We start from the raw sequence: 22,974 nt of genomic DNA, 5'->3' as shown, positions 1-22,974 counted from the left end.
CTTCGGCGTTGAAGTGGCCCGGCTACCAGGCGTACGGGGTGAGCAGGCCCCACGGCAGCGGAACACGCAGCAGCTTGTAGAACGCCGCGTGGATGAGCAGTGTCGCGACGACCGCGACCCACAATGAGCGCCACAGCGACACCTGCAGCGCCCACATCACCGCGGTCAGCAGCACGGTCGCGGTGATCAGGAAGCCGAGCTTGTCGACGGCCACCATGTAGAACACGACGCTCCCGATGACAGCACAGAACGCCAGCAAGTGCCTGGGCGACTTCACCCATTCGCCCGGGCGAAACCAGGCACTGTCATGGCGCGTGCGCCAGCCATTGATCGTCAAGGCCGCGCCGCACGCGCACAGGGCGGCGGCGATGATCCCGGGAAACAGGGCCGGTCCGACCTGTTGGCCGGGAATTCGCGGATAGCCCTGCACCACCAGCAGCACGGCAATGCCCAGCGCCAGAAGGACGCAGCCGAAAACCGCGTCGTTCAGCTTCACGAGACGACCCGGCAGAAGCGCGAACAGGTCATTTCGCGATGCCGACGGCCTTCATCGTCGCACCCAGTTCGGCGTCGGACTTGGCCATGTATTTTCCAAACGCCTCCGGGTCTGCATAGACCACGCCAAATCCGCGCGAGGCCATGAAGTCGGTGTATTCCTTGCTCGCAGCCACCTTCTTGACTGCGGCTCCCAAGCGGTCACGCACTTCGGGCGGAATCCCTTTGGGAGCGACGATGCCGCGCCACGCGGCCATCGTCCAGTCGCTGCCGGTCACGGACTTGAGGGTCGGGATGTTCGGGTACAGCGAGGATGGCTTGTCGTTCATGATGGCCAGGCTCTTGACCTTGCCGGCATCGATCAACGACCGCGCCTCGGGAAGGGACACCGGCGCGATGTCGACGCCGCCGGCCACCATGTCCTGCAGGCCCGGCGCCGCGCCATTGCTGGGCACCCATGGAACCGCCGCGGGATCGATCTTCTGGTCGCGCAAGAGTCCGGCGATCGCGAGATGCCAGATGCCGCCCTGCCCCGTGCCCGATGCCTTGAGCTTTCCCGGGTTGGCCTTGATGGCTGCCAGCAGTTCGGTGACGCTCTTGTAAGGTGCATCGGCGCGGACCTGGATCGCGGCCGGATCGGCGTTGACCAATCCGATGGGCGTGTACGACGCGCCGCTGAGTTCGGTCAGGCCCTGCCAATGCATCATGCCGATCTCGACCGTCGCAAGCCCGATGGTGTAGCCATCCGGCGGCGCCGAGGCGATGGCGGCATGGCCGACCACGCCGCTGCCGCCGGTGCGGTTCACGACGGTGACTGGCTGGTTCAACTCCTTCTCGAGCAGGCTCGCAACGATGCGCGCGGTGGCGTCGGTGCCGCCGCCCGCACCCCAAGGCACGATGAGCGTGACGGGCCGGGCGGGATAGGTCTGCGCCAGCGCGGGTGCGCCGGAGGCCATCAGAATCACGCTGGCGGCGACCGCGTGCAGAACAAAGGAACGGCGCGAACGGGCGTGCATCGTCATCTTGGTTGTCTCTTTCTTTGGCCTGCACACGTGCGAGTGCATCGGCGTCACACCATTTCTCGCACTCTTTGCCTTGAAGAGCACTAGGGCAAATTACCGCTTGCGGCCGCGTTCAGGCTGTGGTCAGGTCCGCCCATCGCCTGCACCGGCGTCAGCCCGCGTCCAGGTACAGCGCCAGCATCGTGCGCAACTCGCGCAGGGCTGCCGTGGCCGCCTTCGTGTCGGCAGCGTGTGATTCCACCGCCACTGCGGCCTTGAGCTGCAACAGCACGGCCAGTGCCATCGCGCTGGCACGCAGCGGCATCAGCCGAGGCCGGCGCACCTTCAGGATGCGGACGATATGCGCCAGCACGGTGGTGCGGAATGTGCCCGTGCCTGTCTGCCGGTGGCCGGGCTTGACGTCGAGCATCGAGATCGCCGCCGCGCGTTCCTCCCTGAGATCGGTGAAGACCCGCAGCAGCGCGTCGGCCAGCGCTTCGGCCGACAGGGCCGCCGCCTGCGTCTCGATGGCCTCCAGCGCCGCCACGGCAAGTTGGAGGTAGCGCTGCATCATCGCCGTGCCCAGTGCTTCCTTGCTCGGAAAGAACTGGTAGAGCGAGCCGATCGGCGCCTGCGCGCGCGCCGCGATCTCGGTCATCGTCGCCGCCGCATAGCCGCGTTCGGCGAACACCGCCGCCGCCGCTTCGAGCAACGAGGCAACGCGAAGCTCGCCGCGCTTGCGCCGCGGGGCGCGCGGCGCACCTAGGGCTTCCTGTGTACTTGACATTTGTGAGGCATTTCTCATATTATTATTTCACGAGGGCTTCCTCATGTTTCCATGAACGGCCCCTCCTGTCCATCCAATCCGGAGCCCCCATGCTGGAACTCGACCCCAAAACCACCGCGCTCATCCTCATCGATCTGCAGAAGGGCATTGTCGCCCTGCCTGTCGCGCCGCACTCGGGCGCCGAGGTGTTCGCGCGCGGCATCGAACTCTCCGAGCGATTCCGTGCGGCCGCGGCAACCGTGGTCCGCGTGCGCGTGGACTTTGGTCCGGGCGGCGCCTACGCCCCACCGGGCAAGGTCGACGCCGTGCCCACGCGCGGACCGATGCCACCCGACTTCGCCGACTTCCCGGACGACCCTGCCGCCCAGGGCGACCTCGTCGTCACCAAGCGCCACTGGGGCGCATTCCATGGCACCGATCTCGACTTGCTGTTGCGCCGGCGCGGGGTGCGCACCGTCGTGATCGGCGGCATCGCGACCAACATCGGTGTCGAATCGACGGCGCGCAGCGCGCATGAGCACAGCTACGACGTGGTGCTCGTCGAGGACGCGACCTCGGGCTCTTCAGCCGAGATGCACGAGTTCGCGTTCAAGAATATCTTTCCGCGCCTCGGCCGTATCGTGAAGATGACAGACCTCCGCCTCGCCTGAAGGCCGGGCGTGCCTTCCGTCCTTCACCGCTGGCCGCGCGCTGCGCAGTGGGCGCTGCTCGCGACGCTGTCGCTCGCGATCTCCGCCGCCCTGCTCGCGCTGCGCCTGCCGGCGGCCCTGTTGCTGGGGCCGATGTTCGCCGCCATCGCGCTGGGCACGCATGGCGCCGCCGTGCGCGTACCCCCGTCCGGCTACATCGCCGCGCAGGCCCTGATCGGCGGCATGATCGCGACGACGATCACACCAGAGATCGCGCAGACCTTTCTCGGCCACTGGCCGATCTTCCTCGCCGCGATCCTGACGACGCTGCTGGCGAGCGGCATGCTCGGCGTGGGCTTGAGCCGCCTGCGCGTGCTGCCGGGCACGACGGCCATCTGGGGCGTGACACCGGGCGCCGCGACTGCGATGGTGGTGATGGCCGAGTCCTGGGGCGCCGATGCGCGCCTGGTCGCGTTCATGCAGTACCTGCGGGTGATCTGCGTGGCCATGTTTGCCGCGGGCATCGCGCACTTCATGTTGCACTTGGGCAATGTGGCGCGGCCCATGCCCGCGCTGCTGGCACCCGTGGACATCGTGGCGTGCGCCGAAACCCTGGTCGTGCTCGGCGCCGCCGCGTGGCTGGGCTTGCGCCTGCGCGTGCAGGCCGGCGCGCTGCTGCTGCCGGCCTTTGCCGTCGCCGCGCTCCACCTCGCCGGCTGGCTGCGCATCGAACTACCGCCGCTGCTGCTCGTGGCAACCTACGCGCTGGTCGGCTGGACGATCGGCCTGCGCTTCACACGCGAGGCCTTGCGCTATTCACTGCGCGCTTTGCCCGCCATCCTGGGCTCGATCGCGGCGCTGATCGCGATCTGCGGCGCGCTCTCGTGGGTGCTTGCGCGCGTCGCGCATGTCGATGCGCTCACCGCCTACCTGGCGATGAGTCCCGGCGGCATGGACACCGTGGCGATCATCGCGGCTTCGAGCCCGGTGGACCTGCCCTTCGTGATGTGCCTGCAGACCGTGCGGCTGTTCGTCGTCATCGCCTTCGGGCCGCGGCTGGCGCGCTGGGTTGCCCAAAGGATGTCGAGCCGGCCGCGAGAACCCAGCGGCGACGTCGCTGCCTGAGAAAGCGCACGCCGAAGGCGGGCCCGGGCCGCGGACGAGGCGAACACCTTGTGTTTGCTGAAACGAAACGATTCAATCAATCCTGCAACAGGCCGGGCCTCGAAGCGTAGAGTTGAAGCGGGACTTTCCTGTGCGCCTCTCACGTAGGCAATCGCGGCCTCTCGTAGGCAAATGCAGCATGAAAGGGAGTCCTGGCCCAGCGGCGCAACACCGCTGGGCCTCTTCTTGCGCCTCCGCTTCCTCTCCGACCGGCCTCGCCCCTGGCAATGCGGGCATCGGCCGACAGATGTTCGAATGGGCTCTCTCGGAGTGCAAGTTGCGCGGCTGCGCGATCGTCCAGTTCCTCGCCAGTGCAGCCGCCAGCAGCTACGTCACCGGGCAGGTGATCGAGGTCAACGGCGGGCAGGTGATGCCTTGAAGACCAGCGCCCGGCTGAATCGTAGGAGCAGCCTTACATCACCCAACGGAATCCCGGGAATGCGCCAGCCCGGGCGTGGTGTTAACTTCCCACTCGATGAACAGCCCCATCGTGACTGCCCTGGCTTTGATCGCCTGCTGTACCAATGCCCTCGCGGATCCCGTCAAGGTTCCCGTGGAAAGCGACGACAAGGGCACGGTCTATGTGGCGCCCAACGTCCAATCCACGGAGCGCTCGGCCGAAACCAACGGCATGACCGTTGGCGTCGAGAAGAAGGACGGTGCTGGCGCCTACGGAGGTATCGATACCACCGGACCGCGGCCGAGCTATTCGCTGGGCGCGAGCACCGGCGGCAAGACTTCGTTTTCCGCCGGCGCGACTTCCGACGGAAAGAGCAACGCTGGCGTGAAGGCCGGAGTGACCATCAAGTACTAGGCCAGGACTAGGCCAGGACTAGGCCAGGTTGCATGTTTGCCGCTGCGGCGATTTGTGGCAAGCTTCCGCGGACACGCCGCAAGGGCGGCGCTCCGAGGGTGCAACCTCCATGCTTCCTACGACCCATTACGCGAAAAGCGGTGGCGTCAACATCGCCTATCAGACGGTCGGCAGCGGCCCGCGAGACCTCGTGCTGGTTCCGGGGTGGGTCTCGAACCTCGATGTCTTCTGGGAGGAGCCAGGGCTGGCGCGGATGCTGGAGCGGCTGGCCTCGTTCTCCCGGCTCATCCTGTTCGACAAGAGGGGGACGGGTCTGTCCGACCGAGTCACCGACATGCCCAGCCTTGAAGTTCGCATGGACGACGTGCGTGCGGTGATGGACGCCGCCGGATCGCAGCAAGCGGCGTTGTTCGGCTACTCGGAGGGCGGTGCGATGTGCGCGCTGTTCGCCGCCACCTATCCGTCTCGCGCCTCGGCGCTCATCATGGGCGGCGCTTTCGCGCGACGCATACAGGCGCCCGACTACCCCTGGGGAAGGACGAGGGAACAATCCCTCGCCTTTGCCGAGGAGGTGGAACGTGACTGGGGCGGCCCTCTCGGTATCGAGCAACGGTGGCCGAGCCAAGCCCAGGACGAGCGATGCCGTCAATGGTGGGCGCGTTGGCTGCGCTCCAGTGCGAGCCCGGCGGCCGCAGCGGCGGTGTTGCGCATGAACATGGACATCGACATCCGTCAGGTGCTGCCCGCCGTGCGCGTGCCCACTCTGCTTTTGCACAGCCGAAACGATCTCGTCATTGATTTCGGTGCCAGCCAATACATGAGCCAGCACATCACCGGAGCGAAGCTGGTCGAACTGCACGGCATCGATCACATCCCGTGGGGCTGCGACAGGGACATCATTCTCGATGAGATTGAAGAGTTCCTCACTGGAACTCGATTCGGGGGTGAACCCGAGCGGCTTTTGGTCACTGTCATGTTCACCGACATCGTGAAGTCCACGGAACGCGCCGCTTTCCTCGGCGATCGCGGCTGGCACGACTTGCTCGAGAGTCACCATACATTGGTTCGCCGCGAGCTGGAGCGCTTCAGGGGCCGCGAGATCGACACCGCGGGTGACGGCTTCCTTGCCACCTTCGATGGGCCAGCCCGCGCAGTACGCTGCGCCTGCGCCATTTCTCGCGAGGTACGCGCGCTCGGGATCGAGATCCGTGCCGGGCTGCACACCGGCGAGTGTGAAGTGATAGACGGCAAGGTTGGGGGCATTGCCGTGCATACCGGCGCGCGCGTGGCGACGCATGCGCAGACGGGCGAAGTGCTTGTTTCGAGCACCGTCAAGGATCTGGTGGCGGGTTCAGGACTGTCATTTCAGGATCGGGGAATCCAGCGCCTGAAGGGAGTCCCCGATGAGTGGCAGTTGTTTGCCGTTGCGCAGTGAGGTGTCGGCTCAACGTTTTGCGATGAGGCTGCCCAAGACCTCCACATAGCCTCCGGCGACGTGGGCTTGCTTCAAGGCGCCCTTCTCTTTCAAGAGACCGTGCATGCCGCGGAGGTTGTATGAGGGCACGGTGGGCGCCAGATGATGCTCGACATGGTAGTTGACGAAATTGGGCGCGAACAGCAGGCGCTCCCACCACCCTGCACGAACGGTGCGCGTGTTGGACCAGATGTCCTGGCTCATGGTGCCGGGCAGCGCGCCGTGCTCGGCGGCATTGCGGATGCGGCTGACCAGCATGTAGGTGGTCAGCCACGTCGCGGGCCACAGCAGGTAGGCCATCGCGTGGCCACAAGCCCATGACAGGCCGAACGCCATCGCGTGCACCAGCAGAATGCGGCGGGCATTCCACAGCAGGTGGCGCACATTGCGCTTTCCGGGACCATCGCCACCCGCTGCTGCGGCTTCGGCGCTCTGCTTCTTGTAGGCGTAGCCAAAACGCAGCTTCTCGGGCTCCGCGTGCGCATAGAGCACGGCCAGAGTGGCAGCCGCCTTCAGGCCGGTGATGCCCACGAGGTCGCGCAAGACCTTGCGAGCCAACGACCCCCGGCTGACGGGATAGCCACGGTAGTTGGGCAGATCCGGATCGTCCGCCGTGCCGGTCTTGACATGGTGGGTCATGTGGTAGCTGCGATAGATCGTCAGGTCGGCAAACACCGGCGCGGCGCACAGCCACTGGCCGATCCAGTCGTTCAACGCGCGTGAGGGCGTGAAGGAGCGATGTGCGCACTCGTGCATCAGGATGCCCAGTCCCAACTGGCGCCCTGCCAACACCAGCATGGCGAGCGCCACGGTGGCGACGCCCGGCCAGGCGATGACAAGGGCGAAGCTGGCCGCGATCAGGCTCCAGTTGACCAGCAGCATCCAGGCCGCCTTCCAGTTGGACTTGCGCTGCAGCGCCTGCATTTCTTCGCGTGCCAGCAATCTGCGTACGTCATTCATGGGGAACATCCGGTCTTGATTTCGATGTCCTGATTGGAGCAAGGCAAGCGCAGAATCTGTTGTCATGAAGCGCCAGATACATGACATGAAAGCACGCACGGCCGCCGCGCCGGTGCGCGTTGCCATCGTGCTTCCCCACCGTCCGTGGGCAGGCTCGGTACTCCTGGTGCGCGACCTGCTTCAGGCCGCGGGGACCTTGGCGACGCGCAATGACGACATCGCCGCGAGCGCGCTGTTCGACGTGCGCCTGGTGGCGCGCAGCAGAGTGCCGGTCATCAGTTTCGGCGGCCTGCCACTGGCGCCGGACCTGACGCTGAACCGAGCCGGTGACTTCAGCGTGGTGGTCGTGCCTGCCCAGTTCGCGCCCGCGTCAGAGACGACCGAAGACGACGCGGCGTACGGCCGATGGCTGCGCAGGCAGCACGCGAGTGGCGCATTGCTGATGAGCTTCGGCGGCACGCTTCTGCTGGCCAAGTCGGGCCTGCTCGATGGGCGCGAGGCCACCGGTCTGCTGAGCGAGCGAGCGATCATCCAGCGCCGCTTTCCGGAGGTCCGCTACCAGTCCTCGCGCAGGATCGTCGCCGCCGCCGACATCGTGACGGTGTGCGGCATCGGCCCGACGGTGGACGCCTGTGCGCACCTGATCGAGCGATTCTTCGGCATGCAGCGCGCACGTCGCTTTCTGCGCCACACCAGCACCGAGGCGCTGCCCGCCGACAACAAGCTCGCACTGTGGAGCGCCCCTCACAAGGGACACGGCGACACGCAGGTCCTGGCGGTGCAGGAAATGCTCGAGCGCGAGATCGATCCGGTACCGAGCCTCGCCGCGCTGGCGCATCATGTCGGCTTGAGCGAGCGCAGCCTGTCACGCCGATTCGCCGACGCCGTCGGTTTCAACGTGCGCCAGTACGTCGCGAGCCTGCGGCTTGAACGTGCGGACCATCTGCTCACCTCGACCCGGCTGCCGCTCGCGCATGTGGCGAGCGAGTGCGGCTATGCGAGCGCCAGCGCCCTCAGTCGTGCCTTTGCCGCTGCCCGCGGCAAGGCTCCCCGTCGCCACCGGCTGGATCATGCGGTCGGGCATCAGCGACGATGAGCGGGTGCCACCGCCAGTTCAAAAAGGATCCCCACATGGAATCAGCCCGTGCCGCCACTTTCGACGAGTCCTACTACCAGCGCTATTACTTCGACAAGAAGACGAAGGTCGCGGACCCGCAGCACATCGAACGCCTGGGGGCCTTCGTCTGCGCCTATCTGAAATACCTGCGCGTCCCCGTGCGTCGGGTGCTGGACGTGGGCTGCGGCGTCGGGCTGTGGCGCGACATCGTGGCGCAGCATTTCCCGCAAGCCAGCTTTCGCGGCGTGGAGTTCAGCGGGTACCTGTGCAAGCGCTACGGGTGGGAACGCGGTTCGGTCGTGGACTACCAGGCTGGAGAGCCGTTCGACTTCGTCATCTGCCAGGGCGTGCTGGCTTACCTGAGCCCGCCGGATCTGAAGCGCGCGCTGCGCAATCTGGGGGTGTTGTGCAGCGGTGCCCTGTACATGGAGGTCGCAGTGCGTGAGGATTACGAACGCGGCATCGTGGACGAAGACCTCACCGACCCGCACCTCTTCCGCCACCGCGCCGAGGTGTATCGGCGCGGGTTGTCTCGGCAGTTCAAGGAGATTGGCGGCGGCGTGTGGCTCAGCCAGCGATCAGACGTGCCGCTGTACTCGCTGGAGTACGCGGCAGAGTGACTGCGAAGCTGAGTCAAATCGCCTGCGAGGGTGGCCCTCAGCCCGCCGCAGCCGCCAGCGTCGCGTTGAGCGTCGCGCTGGGTCGCATCACCGCATCGGTCTTGGCCGGGTCCGGCAGGTAGTAGCCGCCGATGTCGGCCGGCTTGCCTTGCACGGCGGCCAACTCGTCGACGATCTTCTTCTCGTTGGCAGCCAGCGCCTCGGCGAGCGGCTTGAAGTGAGCGGCCAATTCCTTGTCTTCGGTCTGCTCGGCCAGGGCCTGTGCCCAATAGAGCGCCAGATAGAAGTGGCTGCCGCGATTGTCGAGCTGGCCGGTCTTGGGCGACGGGCCCTTGTTGTTGTCGAGCAGCTTGCCCGTGGCGGCATCGAGCGTCTTGGCCAGCACCTTGGCCTTGACGTTGTTGTTCTTGAGCCCCAAGTCCTCCAGGCTCACGGCCAGGGCGAGGAACTCGCCCAGCGAATCCCAGCGCAGGTGGTTCTCCTCCACCAGTTGCTGCACATGCTTGGGTGCCGAGCCGCCGGCGCCCGTTTCGTACATGCCGCCGCCAGCCATCAGCGGCACGATGGACAGCATCTTGGCCGAGGTGCCCAGCTCCATGATGGGGAACAGGTCGGTCAGGTAGTCGCGCAGGATGTTGCCGGTGGCGCTGATGGTGTCCTGGCCACGGATCACTCGCTCCAGCGTGTAACGCATGGCGCGCACCTGGCTCATGATCTGGATGTCGAGCCCGGTGGTGTCGTGCTCGTGCAGGTACATCTTGACCTTGGTGATGAGTTGCGCCTCGTGCGGGCGGTAGGCGTCCAGCCAGAACACCACGGGCATGCCGGAGTTGCGCGCGCGCGTGACGGCGAGCTTGACCCAGTCGCGGATGGCGGCGTCCTTGACCTGGCACATGCGCCAGATGTCGCCTGCTTCCACGTTCTGGCTGAGCAGCACCTCGCCCGTGTTGAGGTCGGTGATGTTGGCGACGCCATCCTCGGTGATCTCGAAGGTCTTGTCGTGCGAGCCGTATTCCTCGGCCTGTTGCGCCATGAGGCCCACGTTGGGCACGGTGCCCATGGTCTTGGGATCGAAGGCGCCGTGCCACTTGCAGAAGTTGATGATCTCCTGGTAGATGCGGGCGAAGGTGCTCTCGGGCATGACGGCCTTCACGTCCTTCAGGCGGCCGTCGGCGCCGTACATCTTGCCGCCGTTGCGGATCATCGCCGGCATGGAGGCGTCCACGATGATGTCGTTGGGCGAATGGAAGTTGGTGATGCCCTTTGCGGAATCCACCATGGCCAGTTCGGGGCGGTGCTCGTGGCAGGCATGCAGGTCGCGCTTGATCTCGTCCTGCGTGCTTTCGGGCAAGGCGGCGATCTTGTTGTAGAGGTCGACCATCCCGTTGTTGACGTTCACGCCCAGTTCCTCGAACAGCTTGGCGTGCTTCTCGAAGGCCTCGCGGTAGAAGATCTTGACGCAGTGGCCGAACACGATCGGGTGCGACACCTTCATCATGGTGGCCTTCACGTGCAGCGAGAACATCACGCCGGTCTTGTGGGCGTCCTGGATCTGCTGCTCGTAGAAATCGACCAGTTCCTTCTTGCTCATGAACATGGAGTCGATCACCTCGCGCTCGAGCAGCGAGACCTTCGGCTTGAGCACGATGGCCTTGCCGCTCCTGGTGATCAGTTCCATCTTCACGTCGCGGGCCTTGTCCAGCGTGATCGACTTTTCGCCGTGATAGAAGTCGCCGTGGTGCATGTGCGAGACGTGCGAGCGTGATGCCTGGCTCCACTCGGCCATGCTGTGAGGGTTCTTGCGCGCGAATTCCTTCACGGCCTTGGGTGCACGGCGGTCGGAATTGCCTTCGCGAAGGACAGGATTCACCGCGCTGCCGATGCACTTGTTGTAGCGCGCACGGATGTTGTTTTCCTCATCCGTCTTTGGGCTCTCGGGGTAGTCCGGGATCTTGTAGCCCTTGTCCTGCAGTTCCTTGATGGCGGCCTTGAGTTGGGCCACGGAAGCGCTGATGTTGGGCAGCTTGACGATGTTGGCTTCGGGCCGAAACGTCAGCTTGCCCAGTTCAGCCAGGTTGTCGGGCACGCGCTGCGCTTCGGTCAGCACCTCCGCAAACTGCCCCAGGATGCGGCTGGCCACCGAGATGTCGCTGGTCGTGACGTCGATGCCCGCCGGTGCGGCGAAGGCCTTGAGAATGGGCAACAGCGAGGCGGTCGCAAGGCGGGGTGCCTCGTCGGTCAGGGTGTAGATGATCTGGGGTTTTCCGGCGGTCATAGCGGCCTCAAGATGGGTTGAAAAACAGCGCAATGCCACCCGCCAGCATGGCAAACGGGGTTGCGAACTGACGCGAACTTTAGCAAGTTGACGCGAGGGTCTCCGACGCTCGGATTTTGAGGGCGCTTTTTACTGGGCGCAGGCGATTAAAAGCTGGACATTTCCGCCGGGTGCGCGGCTGGTGACTGCACTGGTTTGCCGGCCCGGGCCAGTTCGAACCGATTTCACGCCACCGGAGGTCACGCTTCGGCGCGATGCCGCACCGAATGCCGAGGTATGCATTCACATCGAAATCTCGCTGGGTGACGAATGCATCGTAGAGGCTGGTCTTTACGTCACCGCCGGAACGAAGGTCAGGCTCCCAGACGGTCAGGTAGTTGCCGCCAAGTGTGCGCAGTGCATCGATATCTGGGCCATTGCGAGGCATGGGCGCTGTGGTTTCAATGCTTGTCACCGGCGCGGGGCCAATTTTCGAGCACCAGGCCTGGCACGCGCGTGAAGTGTCGCGTGTTGTCGGTAACCACGACAGCGCCAAGTGCCAGCGCGTGGGCGGCGATCATCTCGTCGAAATCACCGATCGGCAGACCCTGGTTTTTGAGGTGGGCGCGCAACGTGCCATGGCTGTCAGCGGCTTTGGCATCCCACGGCACGACCGGCGCAATGTCCAAGAATTCGCTGACCAAGCGATGCAACCGGACGGCTTCGGGCCGGCGCGCAGCGCCATAGCGGATCTCGGACCGGGTCACGGCCGAGATGCACCACTGGCCCGGCGCCAATGCCTGCAGCCGCTCATCAAACGCGGGATGGCCGCGCATGGCTTCGCTGGCCGCATTGGTGTCGAGCATGTAGAGGGTCATTCCTTCCAGCCCTCGAAGGGGTCGCGTGCCTCCCTGCCCTGCCCTCGCTCCGCTTCATCGAGGAAGTCAGTGGGTACGGCAGGACCGATCTCAGCGCGTCGGCGCATGAAAGAGGCCCAGTCCGCAGGAGGATGAGCAGACAGGATCACGTCTCCCGTGGTCTCGTCACGGCGAACGTAGACCTCTGTGGCGTCTTCAAAGCGGAACTCCGCCGGCAGTCGCACGGCTTGGCTACCGCCGCTGGCAAAGAGTTTGGCCGTCGCGGTGTGCATGGTTATCCCCTTCATTGGCGGGAAGCACGCTCCCGATGTAGCTATTAATGTATCTACATCTCTGCCACCTCGTCAAATTCCAAAAACATGGCGTCGATCACCGTACTTCTCGACGCTACGTTTCAACCGTCCTCGGGGTCCCGGGCGGCCGGCGCCTCATTGACGCCAATCTGCTCCGCTTTCGGAAAGGCTTCTTGGGGTTTGTCCCGACCAGTCTTGCTTGGTCACCAGAACTTCCACCACGGCTTGGACGGCGCGATGGGTTGCAGCGGCTCTAACTGCTGCAGTTCGCTCGCGCGCAGGCGCCGACGGCGTTCGACTTCGAATGCGTGCGCAACGCCAAACGCGCTTTTGTCGCCGCGCAGCGCCTGCGCGCGCCAAGCCGCGGCGAGTTGCTCCAGGCGCTCGTCGTCGACACTGGCAAGCTGGGACGGCGTGGGCAGGATGGTCATCGACAGCAAAGATAGCCGATTAAAAGCTGGACAGTTGATTTGCTGTGCCAGCACACGTGTCAGCGCAGGCTGAAGGTCCCAAGGCTATGGAAAGAGGGGCGCCTCTTCGCCTCAGATTCATTGAATCGCGTTCTGCGAGTCGCGGGGCGAGCGCGCCCTTGGCTCCCTAACCTGATCTGCGGCAGCGAGAGTTTCATGCGTGCGGCGCTCGAGTCTTCTGCTTCGAGCCGCGCTGAACTCTGAGGGCCAAGACAGCCAAGTCCCAGATACATGGATGTCAGGGTCGCCTCATCCGCTGAGTGCAAAGATGGCGGCGCGAGCCGTCCTCACGGTTATTCAGGCGACCGGCCCACCCCTAAAGCTGCAGATTTCGCGATGCGGGGAAATGTTGTCGCACGGCAAGTCACGCCGCAGTCCTGTGAAGCGCGCGCCGTGAAACATCTTCTTTCCGAAGGAGTTGTGGTCGATGTTCAGATTTTTTCAATGAAAACAACACGTTATGAATCAATATTGATTCAACGCCAGAAATGTTTCACGCAAGTGGCTTCTCGGCACTCCAATTTCCGGGCCGAGGTCATAATTTGGTTATTGAGTAACTAAACATCTTCATTCATGTCATCCGAAAACGAGGAGGCTTGGCAGCTTCCTGACGAAGACGCTGCGTCGAGGGAAGTCTTGTGGCCTCGGGTCAGCAGCGTTGCCGATCTCGGGCGCATTCTTGTCATCCTGCACGGCGCCAGTGCCCCATCCGACGCCACGCTGAAGAAGTGGAGCGCGAGCGGCGAGTTCAGAGAATGTCTGATCGGCGACAGCCCGACACCTGAGGATGAAGGTTATCCCGAACGAGTGACGCGCAAAGGAGCGCCGACGCATGCCAAGCCGGGTCGCCCGGGTCTGCAGCTGGTCACTGACAAGGCCATTGCACGGGTCTATGAACTCTGGCCACAGTTGGCGGATTCGGACCCCAAGGCCGTCTTTGAACAAGCAGTCGCTCGGACCGCGCGCCAACTCACGGCTGCAATCCGGCCGTTGATCCATGAATCGCCGCCGACGCTCGCATCCTCATCCACGGCAATCGCCTCCGAGCCCGTCACCGCGACCCACGGTGCACACGAGAAGTGGCAGCAGCGCGTCGAGCAGATGCTTTTGACATTGAGCCAGGACGTGAAGGATTTGAGGCGCGAGATGGCCCAATTCACAGCCCTGCGGAACAACCTGATCACTCGACTTGATGAGGTTGTTGCCCGTTCAAGGGAATCGTTGCTCGCAGCGTCGCGGAGTGAAGCTGGAGCGAACGATCCGATCGTCGAAGCCCGACGAGACAGGGATATGGGCGTTCTCAAGTCGACGATCGATCAGATCCTGTCGGCGTTGGAGCGGATGGAGGCGACCGGTCGATCAAGGTGATCGGCGGTGTAGTACGGTACTACGGCCCGCCCATCGACACCTGCACACGGGCAGAAATGATCTGCGATGGAGACCAGGACTGCTGCAACTTGCCCGTAGTACCGTACTACAGGGCGGTCCGTCCCTCAAAAAAAAAAGGCGCCACGAGGGCGCCTTTCTTTTTGAACTGGGAAGTTCCTTCAGCCGGCAGCCGCAAAGCGCTCCAAGAATCCCGCAAGCTCAAGTTGGCGAGCGGCGTTCAGCGAGACGTGGATCCGAATCGAAGCGCGCCCATCCTTGTCGACTTTCATCGTGGCAACCGTGGTCCCGCCTTTGTCAAAGGATTGGATGGAAGGATGCGACGGCGTGCGCATCACCGTCTCGTTCGGCGACGTCAACCGCGCGAAAATCTCCTTCGCGCCCATCGCCCCTCGATCGACAGCAATCTCGGCAGCACGAGCCTCGACGCCCGCCGCATCACGTTCCATCGCCGCCTTGAATGCCGTCGACCACCGGAATTGCAGATCCAGCGGCGATGCGAAGGCGCGAAGCACGCCCTCAGGCAATCGCGCCAGCACCAGCGCCTTGGACAGATTGGTCGGATCAACACCGATCGCTGCGGCCATCTGACGCAAGGACGGATAGAGCCCGCGGTCCAGCGCACGCGCATACATCACGCCCTGCTCCCAAGCCGACAGATCCGCACGCTCGCGGTTCTCGCGCTCCATTTCCTCGAACAGCGCACGGTCGTCCAGGTTGTCGACGAACACCAGCACCTGAAGTCCCAGCTGCAGGCAAGCCTCATGGCGGCGGTGACCGAACACGATCTCGTACTTCGGGCCCTCGCCCGGGCTGGCGATCGCCCGCACCTTGATCGGCTGGATGTTGCCGCCCGCCTCCTTGATCTCGCGCTTCAGATCCTCGAACGCCCTGCTCTGGAAACTCGATTCATGACGGTTCGCGTAATCGCTGCGCCGGATCAGATGCGGGTCGAGCAAGCGCGTGGCCTTGGCGCCGTCCCAGGCGCTGAGCTCGGTCACCGCCTCGCTGAGACGTCCTTCAAGTTCGACAGCCTTCGCGGCTTGCTGACGCAGCGCATCGTTTTCGCGCAAGAGCTCCGAGCGCTGGTCGTTCGCCAGCGCCATCATCGCGCCCGGCGCGGTCTTGGGTTTCGCGGCTTCCGGGTTCGGCGGCGACACCGGCATCAGCGATGCAAAGTCGATCTTGGATGCTTTGTCCTTGAGTCCCATGTCAAACCGCCGTTTCCAGAACTTGCCGTTCAGCCACCTGGCGCGCCCAGACGGCTTCGATTTGCTGTTCGATCAATTCGCACATCCGGTCGTAGGCAACCCGGGCGCGCGAGAAAGTCTTCGAGTTCACTGATCCTCGAGGCAGGTCGTAAACAGTGCCGAACTCGGCGCTGGCCGTGGCGGCGATCGCCGTCTTCGGAATCTCGATCGGCAGCACCTTGTCGCCATAGCCTTCGAGCACCCACTGCCGCACGACCGAGCTCGCCGTGTCCGACGCCTCCACGCGCGACAGCAGCACGTCGATGAACTCAAAGCTCTTGTCCTTGCCGCGGCTGCGAACCAGTTGGTTGCAGAGGTCCGAGAACAGATCCCAGAACTGGGCCGAGCTGGCAAAGTCCAGGGCCGAGGGCGGCAACGGCATGATGACCCCGTCCGCCGCCATCAGCGCGTTGATGGTCACGTAGCTCAGCGAAGGGGGTGTATCGATCACGATGACGTCGTACTCCTCCCGCGGCAGGTCCAGACCGCGATCCAGCACGCGCCAGAATTCGAAACCCGGGTCCCTGGCCTGGCGTGCGGGCAGATGGAATTCGGCGCCGTAGAGCAGCGGCGCAGCACATACCAGATCAATGTTCGGCCAGTAAGTCGATCGAACCGCGTACTTCAGGTTTTCCTGTTCACCGGTGAACAGCGACATGGCCGTGTGCTCCGTCTCGACCTCCGCATCGGGCAGGACACCGAACAGCGTGGTGGCCGAGCCCTGGGGATCGAGGTCGACCAGCAACACCCTGTGCCCCCGCATCGACAACCCCTGCGCCAGGGTGACGGCCGAAGTGGTCTTCGCAACGCCCCCCTTGAAGTTGGCGACGGTGATGGTGATGCCGGCCGCGCCGCTCGGCCGCAGGTGCTCGGATCGCAGCTCGCGCGCCCAATGCTGCGCGTCGGCCATCGACCATTCGCGGCTGTTCCCATGGATCTCACCGGCGGGCAGGTCGCCGCGGGTCAGCCGGTAGGAGATCTTCGACTTGTCGACGCCACACAGATCCGCCAGTTGCACCGCCTTCAGCGTCGGAGCAGACTTCACGGCGGTCGGCGCCAGCATCGCCGCGCGGATACGGTCCATCATGCCGGCTATCTTCTGCGCTTGCTGTTCGATATCTTCGAGATTCTGTCGTCGGATGGTTTGCTTGATGTCCACGCGTGTGTACCCTGAAAGTTTTGCGGTCTTGCGATTATGCCCATCACTCCGCAAAAAACGAAGAATTCAGTCGACACTGCAAAAACCGTCCTCTCCATCGGCGCCTGGGGATCTCTTTTTGATCAGAAATCCTCCGAGATTAAGAGAGGATCTTGAATACATTCAAGAGATTAAGCCGCCGAGGAATTGAATTTTCTTCAATGAAATCAATAAGTTATAAGGCAAACTCGATCTCGAATGTCCAGTCTTCCATCGCTTGTGTCCGGGTTTCCATCGCATCCGTCCAGCTTTCCATCGCCGGATGTCCGCATCCTCATCGGGCCGGACAAAAGGTTATCCACAGCGCTCGATCCGCACCCTCGCGGTGCAAATAAGGCAACTGTCCAGGATTTCATCGGGTCTTGGGGGCCTTGGAAGGGCGCCGAAATAGCGCTTTCGGTGCATATGTCCGGGTTTTGATCGCCGCGCTGAAGCTGTCGCCGCATGCCTCAACCGCGAAGCGTCCAGCATTTAATCGGCCGTCGTGGGATCGACGAGGCCAAACTGTCCAGCTTTTCATCGCCGTCCCTTCGCTCCACGTGGCGGCCTTGTGTCCAAACGACCTTGGACATAAGATCGAGCCCTCATGAGCACGCCCGCCGCAAACCCCGTCGACAAGCCGGCCATCGGCCCCGGCGTGGACGAGGTCCTCGAACTGCGCAAGCCGCACGAGATGATCGTGATGATGCCGCGCTCGGCGCGCGTGACCCTCACTGGCCGGCGTATCTATAGCGCGTTGCTCCAGGTCGCCCAGACGCGACTTGTCGCCTTGCCGGCCATGCCTGCAGCCGACTTCATGTTCGAGGCGCCGCTCGCCGCCATCCTGAGGACCACCGGCTCCAGCGGCAGCGAACGCACCGCGGCGAAGAAATACTTGATCGAGATGCGCAGCCTGGAAGTCGACTGGGAGTCGACCGCACCCGGTGACGGCGTCAAGTGGCGCGGGTTCTCCATGCTGTCCGAAGTGGCGCTGGAACAGCGCCGCGGCGAAAACTGGGTGAGCTGGTCCTATCCGCCGACGATCATGGCGGCGCTCAGGGAGCCGCAGCGCTGGGCCAGGATCGACCTCGACGTCCTGGCCAAGCTGGGCTCCTACACGGCGGTCGCGCTCTACGAGATCTGTGCGCGCTATCGCGAGAATCCGAGCGGCGTGACCAGCCGCAAGCCCGTGAACTGGTGGGTCGATGCCCTGAGCAACGGACCGGGTCCCGACCGCCGCGAATGGCGAAAGTTCAAGAACGAGCGCGTCAAGGACGCGATCGTGGAGATCAACGCCGAGACGGACCTCGACATCGATCTCATCGAACACAAGCAGGGCAGGGTGATCACCGAAGTGCAGTTCGCGGTGCGCAAGAAGCGCCAGGCAGCGGCGCCCCGGCCGCTTGCGGGCGAGCCGGTCGATGCCACCCTGGTGCTACGCGCCGAGACGCTCGGCATTCGCGAAATCAAGCTCGAAGGCCTCATCAAGGAGTTCGGCGACGAGCGCGTGCGCTCGCAGATCGAGGTGCTCGAGCGGCGCGCCGCCAACAAGTCGTTGCGGACGATCGAGAACGCCTTCTCCTACCTTCGTTCATTGCTGCGCAACGAGCCTGTGCAAGACAGCGCGACCGAAGGTCCTCGGCCGACCGCTGCGCCGGTCGGCCAGCACGCGCCGCCCGCAGACGTTCCCCCCGTCGCGCCAGTGACCCCGAACGTGGACAACGCCGCCTGGCTTCGCGAGCAGATCCAGGCCATGAAGAGGGAGGTCGCTGCCCTGGAGCCTGCCCAATTGAAACGCTGGGTGGACCTGGCCCTGCAGGACCTGGCCCGCAAGGGCGCGCTGACGGCGGTCATCAGCCGGCGCGCCGCCCAGGGCGATGTTCTCCACGGAATGCTGGGCTCGGCCGTCGTGTATGCCTATGCGGATGCGACCTACGGCCCTGACTGGAAGGTCGACCGTCAACTATTCGACGCGTGACGCGTTGTCATAGGTATCAGATGTATCTGCGCCGGACAGGACTGCGTCCCGGCCGCGCCCGGACGACAATCGCGGGTTCGGTCGCCGGCTGCTGATTGCCGCGCTGCCAACCCCGCACTGCCGATGTTTCGCCCGAACCCCGACACCAATTCTCCCGCCGCCCCCGCCGCCCCCTCCGACTCCCCTGACATCATTCACGGCCCTGACCGGCCGGACCTGCTTCAATCTGAAATCCTCGCCGACCTGTTCGAGGCCACCGCCGAAAGGGTTCCCGCCCAGACCGCGCTGATCTTCGGCGAGCGCGAGATCGGTTACGGCGAACTGGATGCGCAGGCGAATCGGGCCGCTTCGAAACTGATCGAAGCCGGCGCTCGCCCGGGTCACATCGTCGGTCTGTGGCTGCCGCGCGGCATCGAGCTCCTGGTCATGCAGCTCGCCATCGCCAAGACGGGTGCTGCCTGGCTTCCGTTCGATGCCGATACACCGCCCGAACGCGTTGCCGCGTGCCTGGACGATGCGGATGCCATCGGCGTCGTCGGATGTGCAGCGCTCGGACTGCGGCGGTTGGCGATCGAGCGGACCCTCTGGACTGCCGAGGCGCTCCTGGGTGGCGACCCCGAAGCGCCGCTGCGCCGCCGCGAAGGCGCGCTGCCCGATCACCCTGCCTACGTGATCTACACCTCCGGGTCGACCGGCAAGCCCAAGGGCATCGCCATCACCCAGCGCAGCATCTGCCACTTCCTTCGCAGCGAGAACGCCGTGCTGGGTGTGCGGGAGGACGACCGCGTCTACCAGGGCTTCTCGGCCGCCTTCGACATGTCTTTCGAAGAGATCTGGCTGAGCTATCTGGTCGGCGCCACGCTGTGGATCGCACCGAAGGCCATCGCATCCGATCCCGAAGCACTGCCGAAGGCGCTGATCGAACAGCGCATCAGCGTGTTGCACGCCGTGCCGACGCTGCTGGCCCTTTTCGATCGCGATGTGCCGGGGCTGCGCCTGATCAACCTCGGCGGCGAAATGTGCCCCACATCGCTGGTTGAACGCTGGGCGGTTGCCGGCCGGCAGGTCTTCAACAGCTACGGCCCGACCGAGGCGACCGTGTCGGCCAGCATGGCCGAGCTGCAAGCGGGCGAGACCGTGACCATCGGCCGGCCGTTGCCCAACTACGCGCTGCTGGTCATCGCGCCCGATGTCGAGCAGGGCCTCAGACTGCTGCCGTGCGGCGAGGTCGGCGAACTGTGCATTACCGGCCCCGGCGTCGCGTCGGGCTACCTCGGGCGGCCCGATCTGACGGCCGAGAAATTCCTTCGCAACCCGTGGTCGAGCGGCACGCACGACGATCGACTCTACCGCACCGGCGATCTTGCGCGCATCGACGAAGCCGGGCGCGTGCAGTGCTTCGGGCGCACCGACGACCAGATCAAGATTCGTGGCTTTCGGGTCGAACTCGGCGAGATCGAGGCCGTGCTGGCGCAGCAGCCGGGCGTCGGCACTGCAGCCGTGGTGCTGCGCCAGGTCGAGGGTGTCGACCAGTTGATCGCCTTTCTGGTGGCCGAGGGCTCTGCTGGCGTATCGGCGTCTTCATTGCGCTCCGCGCTTGGCGCTCGGCTCCCGCCCTACATGGTGCCCGGCCGCTTCGAGGTGCTGCCGCAGATGCCGCGCCTGAGTTCCGGCAAGATCGACCGAAAGACGCTCAAGTCGTGCCCGCTGGCCGAGGCGACCGGTCCGTCCGAAGGATCGGATGTCCCGGAGACGCCGGCCGAGATCGTGTTGTTCGCGGCCCTGGCCGGACTCTTTCCCGGCCTCGCGATCCGGCGCGCTTCGGACTTCTTCGACGAACTCGGCGGCCATTCGCTGTTGGCGGCGCGGCTCGCGTCCTTGCTGCGCGCCGACCCGCGGTTCGCCCAGATCACGGTGCGCGAGATCTATCAGCGCCGCACGGTGGGCGGCATCGCCGCCGCACTGGATGCCTGTGGCGCCCGGCAGGCGACGCCGGTGCCCGACTGGACGCCGCCTTCGGCGTGGCGCCGCTGGCGCTGCGGGCTCGCGCAGGCCGCGGCGATCCCGGCGCTGGTGGCCATCCGCATGATGCAGTGGCTCGCGCCGTTCTTCACCTATCACTTCTACACCGGTGGGGCAGGGGATTCGATCCCGTATGCGGTCGCGATGTCGATGGTCGTGTTCCTCGTGGCGACCTTGCTCGAATTCGTGCTGGCGATCGCCGGCAAGTGGCTGATCGCGGGCCGGCTGGCGCCTGGCCGCTATCCGCTTTGGGGCCTGACCTATTTCCGCTGGTGGCTGGCCGATCGGCTGGTCGATGCGGCGCCGACCTACTTCATCAGCGGTTCCTCGCTGCACGCCTGGTGGCTGCGCGCGCTGGGCGCGCGCATCGGCAGCGACGTGAGCATCGGCTCGATCAAACTGCGCGCACCCGATCTGTTCACGGTCGGTGACGGCGCAAGCATCGGCAACGCGGTGAACTTCGAGAACGTGCGCGTGCAGCGTGGCGAACTGCTCATCGGTCGCATCGAAATCGGCGCAGAGGCCCACATCGGTTCCTACGCTGTACTCGAAGGCAACACACGTGTCGGGAACTGGGGCCACCTCGACGGCCAGTCGGCGCTCAGCGACGGCCAGGCAGTGCCGGCCGGGCGCATCTGGAGCGGCTCGCCGGCGCGCGACACGGGTGCCTTCGACACCGCCACGCTGCGGCCACGCCCGCCGGTCAGCAAACGCCGGCTCGCAGGCGAGGGGGTGTTCTTCCTCGGCGGCGCCATGCTGGTGGCGGCCTTGTTCTTCCTGCCGGTGTTCCCGACCTTCATGCTGATCGACGTGCTGGACGACACCGAACGGTTCCCCTGGCTCGAAACCAGCTCCACCGTAATGCAGTTGTTCAAGTACTTCGTGCTGGCGCTGCCGGCGGGCGCGGTGATGATCGTGCTCACGGCCCTGATCTCCGCGGGCATCCGCTGGAGCGTGCTGCCGCGGCTGAAGAGCGGCAGCTGGCCTGTGCACAGCAATGTCTACTGCGGCAAATGGCTGGTCAACCAGATCCAGGAATCGAGCCTGCAGGTGCTGCATGGCGTCTACGCGACGCTTTTCGCGCCGATGTGGTACCGCTTGCTGGGGGCCAAGGTGGGCCGCAACGCGGAGATATCGACCGCGCTCGGCGTGGTGCCCGACATGCTCACGCTCGGCGACGATACCTTCATCGCCGATGCAGTGCTGCTGGGCGACGAGGAGATCGACGGCGGCTGGATGTCGATGCGGCCTACCGTCATTTCGCGGCGTAGCTTCGTCGGCAACGGGGCCTACCTTCCCGACGGCACGACCTTGCCCGAGAACGTGCTGATCGGCGTGCTCGGTCGCGCGCCCGATCCGGGGGCGATTCGCAGCGGGGACACCTGGATCGGCTCGCCCGCCTTGCGCTTGCCGGCGCGTGAAGTTGTCACCGGTCACCCCGAATCGCTGACCTTCAATCCTTCGCTGATGCGCCGCGTGGGGCGCGGCATCGTCGAGGCCTTTCGCATCGTCGCGCCGCACGCCATGGTGATCGCGGCGGGCTACAGCATCGTGCTCGCGGTGATGCCCTCGGCGGCGGCCGAACACTGGGGCTCGGTGGTCTGGTATCTCACCATCGACGGATTGATCTTCGGCCTGTCCACCTTCGTGTTCGTGGCGATCTTCAAGTGGCTCTTCCTGCGGCGCTACCGGCCGCTCGCGGTGCCGATGTGGACGCCCTTCGTCTGGCTCTCCGAAGCCGCGACGAACCTGTACGAAGGCCTCGCAGTGCCTAACTTCATGCACTACCTGCGCGGCACGCCCTGGCTGCCGATCGCCTTCAATCTGCTGGGTGCGCGCATCGGCCGCGGCGTGTATCTGGACACCACCGACTTCACGGAGTTCGACTGCGTGCGCATCGGCGACTACAGCGAGCTCAATGCAATGACCTGTCCGCAGACCCATCTGTTCGAGGACCGCGTGATGAAGATCCATCACGTGAACATCGGCGCGCGGGTGAACGTCGGGCCGCGCAGCATCGTGCTGTACGGCGCGACCGTGAACGACGGGGCGCAACTTGGGCCCATGACGCTGGTCATGAAAGGGGAGAGCATTCCGCCGGCGACACGCTGGAGCGGAAATCCCGCGGCGCCGGCCTGAGCGGTGCGCGCATAGACTGGCGACCGGGCGTCTGCGCTTTTCGCGCGGGACGCAGTCCATCATCCA

At 64.9% G+C, this 22,974-nt stretch carries 20 protein-coding genes; 10 read left to right on the top strand and 10 right to left on the bottom strand.

Features of this window, described 5'->3' with window-relative positions; genetic code table 11:
- Positions 1-22 precede the first annotated feature (22 nt).
- The 3 genes from AC1DHL_RS01345 to AC1DHL_RS01335 all read right to left on the bottom strand — a co-directional run bounded on the left by AC1DHL_RS01345 (position 23) and on the right by AC1DHL_RS01335 (position 2,283).
- Positions 23-496 carry a tripartite tricarboxylate transporter TctB family protein gene (locus AC1DHL_RS01345; protein ID WP_478096282.1) on the bottom strand — a complete coding sequence of 158 codons (474 nt, stop codon included), beginning with the start codon at positions 494-496 and terminating at the stop codon, positions 23-25.
- Positions 497-524: 28 nt separating this feature from the next.
- Positions 525-1,511, bottom strand: coding sequence for a tripartite tricarboxylate transporter substrate binding protein (locus AC1DHL_RS01340; protein WP_478160395.1), 987 nt, complete (start codon positions 1,509-1,511; stop codon positions 525-527).
- 157 nt (positions 1,512-1,668) lie between these two features.
- Positions 1,669-2,283, bottom strand: a complete 615-nt coding sequence (locus AC1DHL_RS01335) for a TetR family transcriptional regulator (protein ID WP_478159994.1) — start codon at positions 2,281-2,283, stop codon at positions 1,669-1,671.
- An 89-nt stretch (positions 2,284-2,372) separates the two neighbouring features.
- Between AC1DHL_RS01335 and AC1DHL_RS01330 the strand changes: the two genes are divergently transcribed.
- From AC1DHL_RS01330 to AC1DHL_RS01310, 5 genes are all read left to right on the top strand, one after another.
- Complete coding sequence (locus AC1DHL_RS01330; protein ID WP_478159992.1) at positions 2,373-2,933, top strand: hydrolase; 561 nt, start codon at positions 2,373-2,375, stop codon at positions 2,931-2,933.
- Between the two features lie 9 nt (positions 2,934-2,942).
- The gene (locus AC1DHL_RS01325) at positions 2,943-4,037 is read left to right on the top strand and encodes an AbrB family transcriptional regulator (protein ID WP_478159990.1); all 1,095 of its coding nucleotides are present in this window, start codon (positions 2,943-2,945) and stop codon (positions 4,035-4,037) included.
- 178 nt (positions 4,038-4,215) lie between these two features.
- Complete coding sequence (locus AC1DHL_RS01320) at positions 4,216-4,455, top strand: hypothetical protein (protein ID WP_478159988.1); 240 nt, start codon at positions 4,216-4,218, stop codon at positions 4,453-4,455.
- A 111-nt stretch (positions 4,456-4,566) separates the two neighbouring features.
- Positions 4,567-4,890, top strand: coding sequence for a hypothetical protein (locus AC1DHL_RS01315; RefSeq protein ID WP_478159986.1), 324 nt, complete (start codon positions 4,567-4,569; stop codon positions 4,888-4,890).
- A 109-nt stretch (positions 4,891-4,999) separates the two neighbouring features.
- Complete coding sequence (locus tag AC1DHL_RS01310; protein WP_478159984.1) at positions 5,000-6,325, top strand: adenylate/guanylate cyclase domain-containing protein; 1,326 nt, start codon at positions 5,000-5,002, stop codon at positions 6,323-6,325.
- Positions 6,326-6,334: 9 nt separating this feature from the next.
- On the opposite strand, the gene AC1DHL_RS01305 is transcribed toward AC1DHL_RS01310, so the two are convergent.
- On the bottom strand, positions 6,335-7,324 hold the full coding sequence (locus AC1DHL_RS01305) for a fatty acid desaturase (RefSeq protein WP_478159982.1): 990 nt from the start codon (positions 7,322-7,324) through the stop codon (positions 6,335-6,337).
- A gap of 85 nt (positions 7,325-7,409) precedes the next feature.
- Here AC1DHL_RS01305 and AC1DHL_RS01300 point away from each other — a divergent pair, with 85 nt between their 5' ends.
- Positions 7,410-8,420 (top strand): GlxA family transcriptional regulator, encoded by a 1,011-nt coding sequence (locus AC1DHL_RS01300; protein WP_478159980.1) that lies wholly within the window; start codon positions 7,410-7,412, stop codon positions 8,418-8,420.
- A gap of 35 nt (positions 8,421-8,455) precedes the next feature.
- Positions 8,456-9,061 carry a methyltransferase gene (locus AC1DHL_RS01295; protein ID WP_478159978.1) on the top strand — a complete coding sequence of 202 codons (606 nt, stop codon included), beginning with the start codon at positions 8,456-8,458 and terminating at the stop codon, positions 9,059-9,061.
- 37 nt (positions 9,062-9,098) lie between these two features.
- Here the strand turns inward: AC1DHL_RS01295 and AC1DHL_RS01290 are convergent, their stop codons facing one another.
- From AC1DHL_RS01290 to AC1DHL_RS01275, 4 genes are all read right to left on the bottom strand, one after another.
- Positions 9,099-11,336: an NADP-dependent isocitrate dehydrogenase gene (locus AC1DHL_RS01290; RefSeq protein WP_478159976.1), complete on the bottom strand. Its 2,238-nt coding sequence runs from the start codon at positions 11,334-11,336 to the stop codon at positions 9,099-9,101.
- Positions 11,337-11,776: 440 nt separating this feature from the next.
- Positions 11,777-12,193 carry a type II toxin-antitoxin system VapC family toxin gene (locus AC1DHL_RS01285; RefSeq protein WP_478159974.1) on the bottom strand — a complete coding sequence of 139 codons (417 nt, stop codon included), beginning with the start codon at positions 12,191-12,193 and terminating at the stop codon, positions 11,777-11,779.
- Entirely contained in the window at positions 12,190-12,465 is a 276-nt protein-coding gene (locus AC1DHL_RS01280) for an antitoxin (protein WP_478159972.1), read from the bottom strand. The genes AC1DHL_RS01285 and AC1DHL_RS01280 overlap by 4 nt, the downstream gene beginning before the upstream one ends.
- A gap of 224 nt (positions 12,466-12,689) precedes the next feature.
- Entirely contained in the window at positions 12,690-12,917 is a 228-nt protein-coding gene (locus AC1DHL_RS01275; protein WP_478159970.1) for a hypothetical protein, read from the bottom strand.
- 612 nt (positions 12,918-13,529) lie between these two features.
- Here AC1DHL_RS01275 and AC1DHL_RS01270 point away from each other — a divergent pair.
- Entirely contained in the window at positions 13,530-14,324 is a 795-nt protein-coding gene (locus AC1DHL_RS01270; RefSeq protein WP_478159969.1) for a hypothetical protein, read from the top strand.
- 179 nt (positions 14,325-14,503) lie between these two features.
- Here the strand turns inward: AC1DHL_RS01270 and AC1DHL_RS01265 are convergent, their stop codons facing one another.
- Both AC1DHL_RS01265 and AC1DHL_RS01260 read right to left on the bottom strand, forming a co-directional pair.
- Positions 14,504-15,553: a ParB/RepB/Spo0J family partition protein gene (locus AC1DHL_RS01265; RefSeq protein ID WP_478096308.1), complete on the bottom strand. Its 1,050-nt coding sequence runs from the start codon at positions 15,551-15,553 to the stop codon at positions 14,504-14,506.
- Between the two features lies 1 nt (position 15,554).
- On the bottom strand, positions 15,555-16,679 hold the full coding sequence (locus tag AC1DHL_RS01260) for a ParA family protein (RefSeq protein WP_478159967.1): 1,125 nt from the start codon (positions 16,677-16,679) through the stop codon (positions 15,555-15,557).
- Between the two features lie 697 nt (positions 16,680-17,376).
- Between AC1DHL_RS01260 and AC1DHL_RS01255 the strand changes: the two genes are divergently transcribed.
- Both AC1DHL_RS01255 and AC1DHL_RS01250 read left to right on the top strand, forming a co-directional pair.
- Complete coding sequence (locus AC1DHL_RS01255) at positions 17,377-18,747, top strand: hypothetical protein (protein ID WP_478159965.1); 1,371 nt, start codon at positions 17,377-17,379, stop codon at positions 18,745-18,747.
- A gap of 123 nt (positions 18,748-18,870) precedes the next feature.
- Positions 18,871-22,908, top strand: a complete 4,038-nt coding sequence (locus AC1DHL_RS01250) for a Pls/PosA family non-ribosomal peptide synthetase (protein ID WP_478159963.1) — start codon at positions 18,871-18,873, stop codon at positions 22,906-22,908.
- The last annotated feature ends 66 nt before the right edge of the window (positions 22,909-22,974 follow it).

Source organism: Variovorax sp. 10L426 (assembly GCF_056395305.1).
Note: the sequence above shows the minus strand (reverse complement) of the source record. Positions and strands in the feature narration are given on the sequence as shown.